At 33.7% G+C, this 15,478-nt stretch carries 9 protein-coding genes; 3 read left to right on the top strand and 6 right to left on the bottom strand.

The window, feature by feature from the left end; genetic code table 11:
- Positions 1-53: 53 nt before the first annotated feature.
- Entirely contained in the window at positions 54-356 is a 303-nt protein-coding gene (locus Q0838_RS13565; RefSeq protein WP_298956232.1) for a hypothetical protein, read from the bottom strand.
- A gap of 1,559 nt (positions 357-1,915) precedes the next feature.
- Between Q0838_RS13565 and Q0838_RS13560 the strand changes: the two genes are divergently transcribed.
- The 3 genes from Q0838_RS13560 (at position 1,916) to Q0838_RS13550 (ending at position 5,083) form a co-directional block, all read left to right on the top strand.
- Positions 1,916-3,253, top strand: a complete 1,338-nt coding sequence (locus Q0838_RS13560; RefSeq protein WP_298956229.1) for a M28 family metallopeptidase — start codon at positions 1,916-1,918, stop codon at positions 3,251-3,253.
- 429 nt (positions 3,254-3,682) lie between these two features.
- Positions 3,683-4,705 carry an SRPBCC family protein gene (locus Q0838_RS13555; protein ID WP_298956226.1) on the top strand — a complete coding sequence of 341 codons (1,023 nt, stop codon included), beginning with the start codon at positions 3,683-3,685 and terminating at the stop codon, positions 4,703-4,705.
- A complete protein-coding gene (locus Q0838_RS13550; RefSeq protein WP_298956224.1) occupies positions 4,706-5,083 on the top strand; it encodes a CrcB family protein in 378 nt (125 codons plus the stop codon).
- Positions 5,084-5,388: 305 nt separating this feature from the next.
- Here Q0838_RS13550 and Q0838_RS13545 read toward each other — a convergent pair whose 3' ends face one another.
- From Q0838_RS13545 to Q0838_RS13525, 5 genes are all read right to left on the bottom strand, one after another.
- Positions 5,389-6,480, bottom strand: a complete 1,092-nt coding sequence (locus Q0838_RS13545) for an endonuclease/exonuclease/phosphatase family protein (protein ID WP_298956221.1) — start codon at positions 6,478-6,480, stop codon at positions 5,389-5,391.
- A gap of 73 nt (positions 6,481-6,553) precedes the next feature.
- Positions 6,554-7,057 (bottom strand): DUF805 domain-containing protein, encoded by a 504-nt coding sequence (locus Q0838_RS13540; protein ID WP_298956218.1) that lies wholly within the window; start codon positions 7,055-7,057, stop codon positions 6,554-6,556.
- A gap of 79 nt (positions 7,058-7,136) precedes the next feature.
- A complete protein-coding gene (locus tag Q0838_RS13535) occupies positions 7,137-9,377 on the bottom strand; it encodes a BamA/TamA family outer membrane protein (RefSeq protein WP_298956235.1) in 2,241 nt (746 codons plus the stop codon).
- Positions 9,378-9,429: 52 nt separating this feature from the next.
- The gene (locus tag Q0838_RS13530) at positions 9,430-14,529 is read right to left on the bottom strand and encodes a translocation/assembly module TamB (RefSeq protein ID WP_298956215.1); all 5,100 of its coding nucleotides are present in this window, start codon (positions 14,527-14,529) and stop codon (positions 9,430-9,432) included.
- 108 nt (positions 14,530-14,637) lie between these two features.
- The gene (locus Q0838_RS13525; RefSeq protein ID WP_298956212.1) at positions 14,638-15,390 is read right to left on the bottom strand and encodes a hypothetical protein; all 753 of its coding nucleotides are present in this window, start codon (positions 15,388-15,390) and stop codon (positions 14,638-14,640) included.
- Positions 15,391-15,478: the final 88 nt, after the last annotated feature.

Below are 15,478 nucleotides of genomic sequence, written 5' to 3'. Positions count from 1 at the left end.
TTTTGTGTTGCACCACAAAGGTAACTTTGAGGAACAAATTTCCCTTTCTCTTTTTAAACGTTTAGGACGCTATTGAATCCAGAACTATAATTCTTTGCTGTAGCATCCACAATAAAATTTGAAAGGTCGTTAGTTAAATAAACCAACATTCCTAATTGATTACTAGTAGGATTAGTGGATGGAAAAGTAGCGATTTTAGGTAATATCAACCCATCTGTTTGTAATGGATTTTCTGAATCTGTTGCCTCGATGTGTAACGTCGCTTTGGGTTCAGTTGTATTTACTCCGACTTGTCCGACTGTAAATTCTATAAATAAAAAATAGAATACCATAAATATGTAGTAATTTTTTCTCATGGGTTATTTTTTAATATTAACAATGAATTACTATAATAATTAAAAATTGAGATAACATCTTTGAAAAGATTTGAAAATCGTTAAAAAACAATATTCACGCATTTATTTATTTAATAATCGGTATTTTATCGATGATTAATTTTAATTTTCAGGGTTTTTTCGCTTTGATTTTAAAGGTCAACACCTTGAAATATAGTTTTTTAATTAAAAAATAAATAGCAACTAATGGTTTAAGTATAATTAAATTACCTCCTATGTGCTTCTATTATCTTGATATAAAATTTAGGATTATCATTAGAATAATTTATAAACCTTATTATTAATGAAAGTAAAAATTGATACAAAAACTAGTAGAAAAAACAAAAAAGTAGCTCTCAAATGTACGTTCTGATCTAAGTGGTCTCTGTATGGATAGAATTTTATATTTAGCATTTAGGTTAAGTGTTTAAAATTAATCAAGAATTTACTGATTAAGATCTTTAGATTTATTATGATAGTGACAATAATTTGTAATTAAGAGCTAAATAATGCAAGCCTATTTATGATGCTTACAGTTGCAGTGCCTCACATAAAACATACTTTCTAAGTTTTCTTTTCTAATTTTATCAAAAGTTTTTAACCCTATTGCCACATCGCTACATCCATTTTAATCGGGAGATCTTATAGAAGCTCAAGATAAAAAAGCCCCTATTCTGAAAATTAAAATTATAACACTACTATTTTAATACCTACTGACTAGGGTTGTCATAATTCTAGATCATCCCTTATTAGAAGGCATTACCACTTATCATACACGAGATAGATATGTCCATAGTTATAGAAGATCTATAACAGACTAGAGAAGAATTATAAGTAGTATTAAAATTCAACTTTCTTTTATAGAAGTGCCCTAGGCGACAGTAAATATAGAATCAATAACCGACAGCTTATCAAATCTGCTACTAATAACATACTGTTTTATAGAGCATTACTAGGACATACATTATTAGTTGATAGAATACAACATACTTACTTTGTATAAATACAAATATTGAAACTCCATATACACATGCGGTATACATAAATAGAATGATGGTCATGCAGATCATAAATTAAGTAATATGCTCAAAGAAAAGGTGGCAGCGCCCTACCCTAACATTTTATTTCATTCTCATCATTTTCATATCAATAACTCCTTTTATCTTAACCGTATAATGGTAAATTCCTTCTCGTGCAAGCGAGTTTTATACATAAAAAATTATACTCTAGCATCATAGTGGTATTATGGTAGAAGAATCGCTAGCTCTAGGATGTATAGCGCGATGATTAATCATTTACAAAAATCATAACTTACTGTCACTCATCAAATTTAAACAAGCGTCAGACTTTGTTAGGTCTTTCAAAACTCTAGATAATGTTAAATACGAGATCATCACTTCAGGTTACCAGATCCATAATGCCGTTTTTATCTAGTCAGAAATTAATATAGAAGAATAATATTCTATTTAATAGAACAGGTTTTTTACTATTACGCTTTCGCGAAAGCGAGACGACAATTATCTTTAAAGAAAATTAAAATTATGAAATTAATTATAACAACTTTTTTACTAAGTTTTATCACAGTTGCACAAGTACCCAGTTCAAATCAACAAGATTTATATGCCATTATAGATGAAATAAGTGCAGATAGAATTGAAAATGATGTGCGTAAACTAGCTGGTTTTGGTACGAGAAATACTTTTTCAGACACTATCTCAAATACTAGAGGAATAGGTGCTGCAAGGAGATGGATCAAAGCACAATTTGATCAAATATCCAAAGAATGCGGTAACTGTCTAGAGGTTTTCTATCAGAAGGATTTTGTTTCCACTGACATGGGCAGTCGCATTCCTAAAAATGCCTGGGTGGTAAACGTAGTTGCCATTCAAAGAGGTACCTCTAGTCCTAATGATATGATTATGATGAGTGGTGACATAGACTCTCGTGCTAGTGATACTATGGATTATACTACAGATGCGCCAGGTGCAAATGATAATGCTAGTGGTATGGCAGGTACTATAGAAGCGGCAAGAGTTTTAAGTAAACGCAAGTTTAAAAACAGTATAGTTTATGTAGGTTTAAGTGGTGAGGAACAAGGCCTTTTTGGAGGAAAAGGCCTTGCTGAATATGCTAGAAAAGAAAAATGGAACGTCATAGGATTTTTAAATAATGATATGATAGGGAATATAGAAGGAGTAGATGGAGTAATTGATAATAGAGAATTTAGAATCTTCTCAGAGCCTACAGATCCGACTGAAACAGAACGCCAGCGTAATAGTCGCAGGTTTTATGGTGGTGAAGTAGATGGAATCTCTAGACAACTGGCTCGTTACATCCATAAATCGGTTAAAACCTATATGCCAGAAATGAAACCTATGATGGTTTACAGACTAGACCGTTATGGAAGAGGTGGACATCACCGACCTTTTACCGATCTCGGTTTTCCTGGTATACGTATCATGGAAGCTCATGAAAATTACACACAACAACATCAAGACGTACGTGTAGAAAATGGTATTGCATATGGTGATGTCGTAGAACATGTTAATTTCCATTATGCACGTAAACTTACAGCGGTTAATGCTATTAATCTTGCTCAACTGGCATGGGCTCCTAACAGACCTAATAATGTAAAAATAGGTGGTATAGTAGAAGCAGATGTAAAATTTACATGGGACCATGTAAAAGATGCTGTAGGATACAAAATCTACTGGAGAGATACCACCAGCCCTACCTGGGATAACTCACGGTATGTAGGTAATGTGAATCAATTTACGTTAGAAGGTATTGTTATTGATAACTCATTCTTTGGCATAGCAGCAATAGGTAAAGACGGTATAGAGAGTCTAGTTAGTTTTCCTAATGGAACTTTTAGATAATTAAATTCTATTTTAAAGATGTGTAATAAAATATCTAGTAAGGAATATAAATTAAACGTTTTACTCTTTATTAATTAACCATAGTTAAATAATATAGCTGTTTTAATCGATATTTTTAACAAAAAATACCCATCAATGGGTATTTTTTAAGGATAAAATTGTGTGTACATTTACACCAGTGTTATTAACTAACCAACCAGATAACATAAAAAATTTTAGGGGGAAGAAAGATCATTTATAATGACTTTCTCTAAAACTGCCAGATCTAATCTGGCAGTTTTTATTTGTACTTATTTTAAGCAGTTTATCATTATCTTTCAAAATAGACCATACCATTTATGAATGATAAGGAGTTATGTCGTACCAGATAAAATTTGTAACAAGAATAATTTTCAATAACCGTATCTTTGATTTATTAATAGACCCAACATGAAAGCTTTCAATTACATTTTTATTCTAATTTTAATTGCAATTATAGGTGGTGCCATTTATTTTTCATTAAAAGAAGGAAAATATGATATCACAGAATCTCGTGTCATCGCAGCACCTCCATCTCTTATCTATGAACAACTAGCAGATTTTAAGGAATGGGAAAACTGGAATCCATGGTTAGAAGATGAAGAAATAACTTCTACTATGGGAGCACAAACTAATGGTGTAGATGGTAATTATTCTTTTATAGACCCTGACGGTAACGGTAAAATGACTATCACAGGAATAGATCCTAATAAATACGTAGCTATGAACTTGTTATATGATAATGGCATGACTAGTTCTAATAGCGATGTTATAATGGAACTAGAACCTGTTGAAAATGGTACTAAAGTAACATGGAATACTAAGGGAGAACAAAGCCTATTAGATAAAGTAATGAGTAGCATTTTAAGCTTTAATATAGAGAATGAAATTAAACCTAAATATGCTAAAGGTTTAGAAAATCTAGACGCCTATGTTACTAATCAAATGTCTGTATACCAGATTCATGTAGACGGTATCATTGAAACTGGTGGTGGCTACTTTTTATATATGTCTTCTAGTGCAAAAAGAGAAAATTTGCAAATTGTAAAATCACAAATGCTTCAAAATATTATGTCGTACATGAATCGCAATCGTATTGATATATATGGCATGCCACGTGTCATTTATGAAAAAATAGATTCTACTAATAATAGTGTTCTATTCTCTGCAGCACTTCCTGTTCAAAATAGAGAAATTACTGCTACTAATAGTAATATACTATCTAGTTATCAAGAACCTGGGAAAGCTGTTAAAATAACGCTTAATGGTGCGTATAGCAATCTAGATGAAGCATGGAGAAAAGGTGAGGAATTTATATCTCAGAACGGACTGGTAAAAGCAACAGCATCTCCTTATGAATTATATAAGACCTATCCTATGCTTACTCCTAACCCAGCAGATTATCGTACAGAAATTTATATACCTATAGAATAAATGAAAACGTTTTTATTTGTTTTTATAGGTGGTGGTCTGGGAAGCAGTTTAAGGTTTTATTTATCTTTAATAGAAAATAGCAGTAATCTAAAATGGATTCCTACCATAGGAACTAACATACTGGGTTGCCTCTTGCTAGGAGGATTTTTGGCCGCGTTCCATAAAGAGCAATTATCTCATCAGTGGTATGTATTATTGGGTATAGGGTTTTGTGGTGGACTTACCACTTTTTCTACATTTAGTGCTGAGTTGTTTTCATTTCTTAAAAACGGCTCCTACGCATCTGCAATGTGGTATTTGATACTTAGTATAAGTCTAGGAATAGTAGCCGCTGGGACTAGTTATAAATTTACCGAGGCATATTTACTAAAGTCTTAATTGAGAAGCACCCAGGTTGTTCTTACTACTATTTGCTCCTATTACTTTACTCCTAGTAACTTTATAATAAGATTGTTGCACTTATGAGTTGAACTCAGTTTATCAAAATATAATTATAAGTGAAGCGCGTTCAAGATATTTTTAAGCCTGCGTTATCTATGCAATGTGCTTATGCGACATATACCACTCAAAACCCTAACTAAGTGTGGTGAAGTGTTATAATATGCACTGTATAAATATCCTTATTTAAGGATTCAATTAAAAAATGGATTACTGTTTTCTATTATAAATTCTATACTTAATCATTAAAGTTCATCTTGAATATCAAAAAGAGATTCTAAATCAGTAGTTTTTAATTGCATTTTTACTTGTTCCCAATCCTCCTCAACTGGTTTATTAGGTTGTTGTTGAGAGGCTAGCTCTGGCTCATATGCTAGTATTGCCCATAACGGGAAGTGATCACTATTAAAATCTACACCAGTACCAGCAGTTTTTAGTCTAAATTCTGGAGATATAAGTATGTGATCTAGTGGCCACTTCATCAATGGATATTGTGCGTGATAGGTACTATAAAACCCTCTACCTATTCTTAGATCTAATAACTTACCTATCGTTTTAGTAAGCTGAGTACTTTCTGACCATGTTACGTCATTAAAATCCCCTAAAACGATTACAGGTATTTCAGACTTGTTACTAGCAATAGCGGTAAGCATTAACTCTTTATCTCGGTCTGTACTCAATGGATTGTGCTGTGGCATGGGCGGTGTAGGATGTATAGCATATAATTGCAATAGATCTCCATTTCTCATTTTAACTTTGGCGTCTATAGATGGTATTTCTGGATCTGCTTGAAATTTAATCCTAGTATCTGATAATTCTAGCCTAGAATATACTAGCATACCATATGTATTATCCTGTGGTTGCTCCACTTTAAAAGGATATGACATGCCTATTCTATTTTTTATGGCATGACTCCATTTTTCATTAGTCTCTGTAAAAACAATTAAATCTGGTTTTTTAGATTCTATTTCTTTAAATAACTCTTCTCTTTTTTTATTTTCTTGCAACACGTTTACCGTGTAAATGCTTAAAAGATTTTCATTAGAAATAGTAGAAGAACTATTTTTTACTTCTACAGGGACCAGCGGCGTGTAGTCCACTATTTTAAAAAATTGAAAGGTAAAACAACCTAATAAAACGGTTATGTATGCGTAATCGTTGATCCACCTAGGCTTAAAAGTAAAGAAGAAAAGTAAAATAGCTAGTAGTGTAAAAGCAGTAAGTTGAAGATGTGGAAAATCAAAGACTCTTATCCACCAGTAGTCTGCTGCTATGAGAGGTAGCAAACTTAAAAGAGCTGCAACTAGTCCTAACACCTGAAATACCTTTCTCCACATCCTATTTTTTACCAAATATAATATCAAATAAAAACAACTTCTTAGCTTTTAGAAAGATTTAAAGATTTTTAGGTTAAAAACCATCATCATACTCATATTTAGGAGCAGTATACTCACCATTTCCCAATCCTTTAGGATTAGGTCCCCATTGATTTGCATCATATTTACTATCTTCAGTTAAGTAAATCAATAGTATTAAACTTGCTACAGGAACAAACCCTAATAGAACATTCCATCCAGATCTACCTGTATCGTGCAATCTTCTAACTGTTACTGCAAGACTTGGTATAAGGGTTGCCAGTACATAAAGAATGTAAAAAATCAATAAAACAATGCGCATTTCTTTAAGAGATCCTAATAATGCAAAGATCAATAAGAGTGAAAATAAAATAATGAGGTTAAATAATCTGAAGTACCAGTATTCTGACCTGCGCGCCCTTCCTGTAAAGTCTGCATAATTTGTAAAACACCTACCTATCATGTCAAACATTCCTACCTCGTTACTTGCAGCTGGCTGGTACTCTTCTCTGCCTCTTCTTGGACGGTAAACGTTATTACTGTTATCGAGATTCTCCACTATTCTATTTATTTAAAAAATAGCAATATAGTGCTTTTAAGTGTTTCGCTTTCGCGAAAGCGGAAACAACAAAAAAAATTTAGAACGGATATCCTATCGCAAAGTTAAAGACTGGGTTTTCTACATCAAAATTCCAGCGCTCATTTTCAATAAGAGAAGGGTCGTGCCATGGAGCAGCTAGATCAAAACGTATCACAAATCCTTGAACATCCACACGCATACCTACACCAGCACCTATACCTAATTCGTTCACAAAATTACTACTGAATCGTCCACCATCTAGACCATTCCCTGCGGTAGACCATACATTACCTGCATCTAGAAAAAGAGCTCCTTTAAAATAGCTATAAATAGGGAAACGATACTCCACATTTGCCTCTAGACGCACGTTACCAGACTGATCAAAAAAAGAAGAGTTATCTGTACTACCATCACTGTAAGTTCCAGGCCCCAAGGATCTAGTTCTAAAAGCACGCACACTATAGGCACCACCGGCAAAATATTGCTTGCTAAATGGCAACACGTCGCTATTTCCATAGGGTATTCCATAACCTGCAAAAAAGCGAGTGGCTATTCTAGATTTATCATTTAAAAGGTAATGAAATCTAAAATCTGCATCTGCTTTTACAAATTGTGCATACTCTAATCCTAAAAACTCCTTCTTGCCCGAATCATTTTCTCGGGCAAGTAAAGAGATGCTATTACCAGCAACGTCTACCGTACTATTGAGATAGAATAAGGCTCTTTTACGCTGGCTCAACATACCGTTATAGGTAAATGAATAGGTTAAACCAGAAATAAATTGCTGATCAAAACTACTTTGTAAAAAAGCATTATCATCTAGAATATCCTGAAATTCTTCAGAAATATTAGTCGGTCTTACATAATTGATAGACACTGGATTTAACTCGTGTGTTACATATTTATTTGCTTGCCAGACATAACCAAAGCTACTTGAAAATGTTAGTAAACTATACAACTGACTGCGATTTAATATCGATGCGTTAATACTGGTTTTAGTTTTAGGGATAGCATATTCAAAGTAATTACCATCTACTTTAAAAGGAACTAGCATACGTGGGAAAATCAAGTCTGCACCTAGACCTAATTCTGTGCTTGTTAGACCTTCACTACTCTTATCAGCTACTTGTACTTCATACGTTCCTGTGGCTTTAATATTTAAAGTTTCTCCACCTTTAAACAAATTACGATTAGAGAAAGTAAGTCCTAATGTTGGACCAGAGAAGTCATTTGATTTTGTCACCGCTTGCAATTCGGCACGTATGGCTCTTTTATTTAAAGGAGATAAAAAGATGTTTGCTTCTAGATAATTGAGACTATCTGTTTGCTCTCCATCTATTTCTGTATATTCTATATTAACAAATTTATAAGCACCTATGGAACCTAAACGCCTGCTAGTAGCTTTGGACTTTTGTGGATTATACAATTCTCCTTTTTCTATTAGTATAAAAGGATCTAAGCGATCTGGTCTAAAAAAATCTAACTCTTGTATATAATTTTTACTTGCATAACGCACTGTATCTACCTTAAAAGTATCGCTAGTAGTAACGTTATAAGGAAATACATTTACTGACTTTATTTGATATGGTTTTATGGCTTTTACAGGTACATCCTGTTTCAACTTTAAAAATAGATCAAATTTTCTGTTTTTATATTGATTAGTGTCTGCTTGAAATACTAAAAAACCAGAATTGAAATTATAATAACCCTTGTCCTTTAAATTAGTATCTATGCGTTCTCTCTCTAATTTAAGCGCAGATAGATCAAAACGAGAACCATCTTTTAAAGGGCTGTTTTTTATTTGATCTTCTAACACGTTATAAAACGGTATAGAGTCAGGGGCTACCTGATAGGTTTTCATGCGATATGGATTAGGTAAAATGACATCATACACTACTTTTCCTTCTTTTGATTTTTCATTCTTTGCAGTTTTAGAAGAAATATTACTAAAGAAAAAACCTCTGTTCTCTAATCTATTACGCAATAAATCTCTTGTCTCTTCTTCTTCTACATCACTTAGATAAACAGGTTTTTCTCCTATTTTCTTGTTCAAATATTTTGCGATAAACCCTGCACTGTCTTTACTCACTTTATAATGATAATGCAATCCTGGTCGTATTCCTAAAAAATTAGAATTGGGTTGAGGAGAAAGTGTTGCCTCTAGCTCTAATTTAAGAGCGGCTATATTTTTAACATCTGTCAGGGAATCTAGTTTTATGTCTAGTGAAGAGCCTGTAAATAACAATTCATCTTCTGGTACGTATTTTTTTACCGCACATGAAGACGCTATAAGAACCATACTTATGCTGATAAGGGTTTTTATGTAATTCTTTAAATTCAAGTGCTTTGATTTAGTTTTTCTTCTCTTCAATTGTTTTGTTCTCGTTCTTCTTTAATTCTTCCTCTTCTTCTTTCCTGGCTTTTTGTTTCTCGGCTAGAACTGTCTTTGTAAATAAGTTTTTAAATTCATTAAATTCTTTGGTAAAGATTAATGAGATACCACTTACCAATAGCTGTCCATCTACCACATTATCATATTGATTGCGACGGAAACCCTTTAACCTCCACTGACCAGCCTGTGTCAGTAAATATTCTAGACTTACATTACCTATCACAGGCGCTTCTTCTCCATCTTGTGCACTACCTTGAATATCTACCTCGCTGCCTACACTTACTATTAAACGGTCGTCTAATAATTTTTTACTAGCTGTTACATCTAACTGTGTTCTTTCCTGGCCACTGCCACTGGCATAGTCTGTATAACTGTCTAACCCAAAATTGAAGTCTATACCTGTCTTTCCCAACAATTGTCCTCCATACTGATTTAATTGATCGCTTAGAGCCTGATTCAAGTTATCTCTAGCGATAGTGGCTGTACCTCCGTTACTACCATCTGCTCCACTAGTTGGAAAAAATTTATTAAGAACAAGAAGAGAAAACACTTGCTTATTTAATTCTTGATCTTGAGTATTAACTTGTTGTAACCTGCTGTACACTTCTCCTCCTAAAGCACCTTTTTCATCTTCTGGTAAGTCTAGTTTAAAACTAATTTCTGGTTTGAGTAGCTCGCCATCTATATTTAAGTAAACCATAAACGGCAATCTCTGACGGTATTTTTCTTGCGTTGCTAGATCTGCACCACTAGTCTGACTAGCCATTATTGCGCTTGCACTAGTTTCTACTTTATAAATAGCACTCACATCTAGATTTGCATCAAAGGGATCACCAGACCAGGTAACGCTACCACCTTTAGCCAGGTCAAAACGCCTAGAAACAATGTCATATAAATTAAACTCATAAAAACCTTCAGAAATCTCATACCTTCCTGCAAGTGTCATTCTCCCATTAGGCGTCATTCTATATTTAAAATCTCCGTCTCCAGAAACCTGTAGTTGATCTCCCGTATCTGGATCTATAATTATGGTAACCTTTGCGTCGTTGCGTACTTTAAAATTTGCTGTTATATCAAAACCTGTAACCGTTGCCGACTCTTCTTCTGTTTGAGTAAGAATAGCATCTGGATTTACCTTATTTACAAATTGAACAATACCATCACGCTTTACCACATCTAATTCTGTTTCTGGCACAACATAAGTTAGATCAGTTACATTTTTTACCGTTAGATCGAGATCGATTATAGGAATATTTGTATTACCAGTAATTTTTGCACTGGCATCAAAGGTAGCTTTACCATAATACAAGTCATTATCCTTTGCAGTACTATGGAGCGCGGTAAAATTAACCGCCTTTAAGTCTAAATCTAGCGTCGGTTGTAAAAGATTTTCTGTTCCTATAGTTCCATCTATGGTAAATGGATTATCATTTACATCTGTAATAGATAGATGGTTCATATAAACACCTGCATTATCTATTTTAATTTCTTCATTTTTAAAAGTAAAACTCGTGTCTAACATAGAAATACTAGCCGTCGCATTATTAAACTTTAAAATTCCATTATACTCAGGACTTGTAGTCGTACCTGCTACTTTAAATGTTCCATTTACAGCGCCGCTACCATCTTTAAGAAAACCATCAGATACACCAGTTAAGGTGGTCATGGCAACTTTATTTACATCTAGATTTAAGTTTAATTTTGCAGCTGTCTCATTTACCTCATAATCACCATCTAGCAGGATGTCTACATCTTCACCTTTTACACTCATATTCATATCGTACTTAGCTGCGTCTAGTGATTTTGCATCTAACTTTAAAATTCCTAACGGTGTTTCCATAACATGAAAATCTGCTATTTGTAAATCTGCAATGAAACCTGTTGTGCCATAAATGTCATCTAGTACAAACTCTCCATTTACCTTTCCTGTAGCTAGTTTTTGATCAGAATTTAAGAAACTAAGCAATCCTTGTAACCTAAAATTATTGATCAACAACGCCACGTGTTCATTTGTGACATAAGGCCTGTCAGATCTCAGTTCTATACTCTGACTTTGGTTAGTTAGTTTAAAATTATTAAACAGCAACTTACTTTCTCCTATAGCGATTTCATTATTTGACGGTATGGTCCAGGATTGTTTATTAAGAATAAGATCATCTACAGAAAGGTTAAAAATGAGATTCTCTAGACCGTTTTGATCTCGCTTTCGCGAAAGCGTGCTCGCTAAATGAATCAATCTCTCCTGTTTATCATAAGATGTAAAATCTAGGTTTAACTTATTACCTGCAACTACACCAGTCAACGCAGTACGTTTCATATAAACTGGTCCTGACGCAATTTTGTTAAAACCTAATTGGAATTTGAGATTTTGAGCATCTGACACTGATGAGATAACTAGGCTATCCACCTCACTACCTCCATATTTAAAATAAGCTACTTTTACATCGCTATTTAATATGCGTTTTTTTTCATCAAAATCTACGGCTATATTTATGGTATCTAAGGCTTGCAACCCTGGTAAGATAACATCTCTTAAAATAGGTGCTGGGCTTATATTTCCTTTTATATTCATCACAACTGGTTGTGCTGTGTCCATAGCGGCACTGGTAGTTAGATATCTATTCATATGACGTTCTAAGGCGACCGTCAGATTTTGTGGGTCTACGTTAGATCTTAACTCTAGATCTAGCATTTTGTTATGAATATCTACCGCTGTAGAGTCTTGTTTTACAAATGCGGTAACATCCACATTATCTAATAAATAAGACTGATTATCAAGGACTGCAATACCATTTGCTATAGTTGAATTTACTAGATAATAGGCTTCATCACCTTCATAAGAAACATCTATCTTACCAGCGGCTTTTACATGTTGAGAAGTGATACCAAAAGCTCTCAAATCTACACCGACCACATTAATTTGTGCATTTGCTTTGGTTATATCGGTATCTAGAGTTGCGCCTGCAGTTAGAGATACATTAATATTATCATCTCTATATTCAGTGCTTACATCTCCTTTTCCATTCTTCATCTTTCCTTCTATAGGAATGTTTTTTAATGGATAATCGTTATAAGAAAACTCTAGGATTTTACCTTTTAAAACTGCATCTAGCGTACTGATGTCCTTACCACTACCTCGAGTTGAAAATTCTAGGCTTAGATCTCCTAAACCTTCCATGGCTAGCATTTTATTAAGATTAAGAGTATCTAATTTTACACCTGCCTTAAACTTTATAGTTTTATCGTTCTTAAAAGAACCATCTAGAGCAATAGCTCCATAACTAGTGGCTAGACTCACTTTAGTTTTTAGATCTGTAATCGTTCCAGAGGCACTTGCGTTAAGTCTCGCATTTTCTGGAAATGTGATGCCTAGATCTTCTTCTTTTATAAAGTTGAGAATAGTAGCCCTAGTCGTTACCGCATTAATAGTGTCGATATTAAAAAACAGTTGATCTACATCTGTAGCGTTTTGTAAATTACCACTTGCATTTATAAATGTAGAGGCGCCCCAATTTACTATAAAACTGTCTAGCTTTAAATTTCTAGCACTACCACTAGTCATTAATTTACCATTCAATGGTTTTTGTGCTAGCTTACTTACATACTCGTTTTGTGCTAATTCTGGCATAAACGCATAAACATCACTTAGATTAAAATAATATTGCGGTAGGCTAATCTGGATAGTTAAAGATTCTGGATTATGTATTAATGAATTTATATCAGGATAACCCAAATTTAAATTCCCTGATAAGGAGCTATTATTTACACTTGCATTTAAATTACTGACATCTAAATTTTGATCTGTAATATCTATAGAGCCTCTTAGGTCATTAAGGTTTAAACCAGAAATTTCTTTCAGTTTTAATTCATTAATGGTTACCGCTGCATTGCGGTCTCTTAGATTAAAATCGCTCAAATCTACAGTTATTTCTTGTAAAGAAACAGCATCTGGATGGAACTCATTTCTAGAAGGTACAGCACCATTTACCGTATATAAAAAGGTATTGTTTTTAAGGTTGAGCTTTTTTAAAGCTACTTTCATGTCTGGCCATTGAAAAGTAGTAGGATCATTAGATTCTACCGAGGCTGTAGTAGTATCTACATCATTCCTATGCACAGCTACCTTACTGTTTTCTAGATTAAAATAAGAAATGAGTATATCGTTATTCTCTACATTTGCCTTAGGTATGGAGGTTTCCATAAATCCAAAATCTGTATGTAAATCAACACCATCTGGTTTAGAATTATAATTAAGCACCACATTATCTAGTCTTATCTTACTTGCTTTGAGTAATGGCAGGGGAGAATCGTTTGCTGTATCGGTTGCAGTCTGGGTTAGGTTAGTATTTTTTTTGAGGTTAGTATCTTGTTTTGCTTTCGCAAAAGCGCTAACCACATCTTTCTCATAATTAACAAGAGCATTCTTGAGAGTCAGGTTTTCAAAATCTACTATCATTTTATCCAGATCTAGCGCATTGATCTCTAGAAACAACTCTTCAAAGTTTACACTAGCATCCATTTCTTCTACCTCATCCTGATAAATAATATCAAAATTAGTGAGATTAACAGTACCTACTTTAATGTCCAAAGGTTGACTAGCAGTGGTATCTGGCGCAGTTGCAAATGCATCCATGAGAAATTCATAATTAAAACCACTAACAGTATCTGCTCTTTTAATACGAGCGGTAAGTCCATCCCACTCCAGGTCATCTATCTCAAAACCTGTTCCCTTAATAAGCGGTAGTAAGGCTATGTTTGCTTCGAGACTTTTAGAATGGAGCAACGTATCATTTTTAACATCGCCTAGATAAAGACCTTCTACCCTAATATCACCGTCCCATGTTATGAAAGCACCATTGAGTTGCACGTCTGTCCCAGTTTTACCTTTTACATAAGAAATTGCTTTATCTAAAATTATACTTTGGCCCCATGGACTGCGTATGAACAATAGTAATAGAATAAGAACTATTAAAACACCTAAGGTGGTGCGCGCCATCCTGCGCAACCATCTGTATTTCTTATTTTTTTGAGGCTCTTTATTGTTTTCTATTTCTGCCAATTTTATGTGTAGGAATTTGTTTACCCAACTGGCTTGCAAGTTGATAAAATATCAACCTATTAATAGAATTATCTTCGATAAAATTGTGTTAAGAATAAAAGCTGATTTTCAATCTATTTTTTCAATATTGAAACTAGTTTGATTCTTAAGAATAGTAATACTCAAATTTTGTGGTGCCATATCACTTTTTGAAATACCTAATCCGTAGTATTGAAACGCTTCTAGATTGAGTAATTTTGAGAAGGAAACGGTATTTACTGTTTCTTTTAATGGGGCTCTAACTTTGGCATCATTAATGGCATTGTTATTTTTAAACAAATAGAATTCTATATCACCTGCTCCACCTGCCGTATTCTTGCGGTAAGTAATGGTAAAGGTTACTCTGTATAAGCCAGCTACTTCTGGTCTTAATGAAAAATTATTACCATCATTAACACGTACGTTAGATGTTGCTATTCCTGATGAGTTAGTATTTACACTGGTAAAAGTATACTGTTGTAAATTAGTATTCCAGTCGCTATTAATAGTTAACTGCCCATAAGCTTTAGTATCTACAGTACCTGGCCCATTAAATTCATTACCTCCTAATTTTGTCCAACTATTGTTCCAATAATAAAAACCTGAGTCTGCACCGTTATTTGATGCATCTGTATTCCATACAACAAGTCCTGTAGCTGGGTTATTAACAGGTTCTGATTCTGATAGATTTTTTAAATCCATACGTGGAAATAAAATACCTTTATCTTCAGAACTGATATCTAGTATAGCAGACTGGTCTGGATACTGCACGTTTATACCTACCTGAGCGTTAACAAAACTTAGCGATAAAACACCTAACAATATTCTTAAGTAATTTTTCATTTTTATGTTAATTATCAATCCTGTCCTAAATAAATTTAAGACATATCAAACCTAACCATTTTACTGGTTTGATTAGCTGTTTTATTGT

The organism is uncultured Nonlabens sp. (genome assembly GCF_947495285.1).
In the GTDB taxonomy this organism is placed as follows: Bacteria; Bacteroidota; Bacteroidia; order Flavobacteriales; family Flavobacteriaceae; genus Nonlabens.
Note: the sequence above shows the minus strand (reverse complement) of the source record. Positions and strands in the feature narration are given on the sequence as shown.

What these genes read in the sequence shown, in the direction of transcription:
- Q0838_RS13525 (WP_298956212.1), bottom strand. Translation starts at nt 15,390, where the DNA reads ATGAAAAATTACTTAAGAATATTGTTAGGTGTTTTATCGCTAAGTTTT.
- Q0838_RS13565 (WP_298956232.1), bottom strand. Translation starts at nt 356, where the DNA reads ATGAGAAAAAATTACTACATATTTATGGTATTCTATTTTTTATTTATA.
- Q0838_RS13560 (WP_298956229.1), top strand. Translation starts at nt 1,916, where the DNA reads ATGAAATTAATTATAACAACTTTTTTACTAAGTTTTATCACAGTTGCA.
- Q0838_RS13545 (WP_298956221.1), bottom strand. Translation starts at nt 6,480, where the DNA reads ATGTGGAGAAAGGTATTTCAGGTGTTAGGACTAGTTGCAGCTCTTTTA.
- Q0838_RS13550 (WP_298956224.1), top strand. Translation starts at nt 4,706, where the DNA reads ATGAAAACGTTTTTATTTGTTTTTATAGGTGGTGGTCTGGGAAGCAGT.
- Q0838_RS13535 (WP_298956235.1), bottom strand. Translation starts at nt 9,377, where the DNA reads ATGGTTCTTATAGCGTCTTCATGTGCGGTAAAAAAATACGTACCAGAA.
- Q0838_RS13555 (WP_298956226.1), top strand. Translation starts at nt 3,683, where the DNA reads ATGAAAGCTTTCAATTACATTTTTATTCTAATTTTAATTGCAATTATA.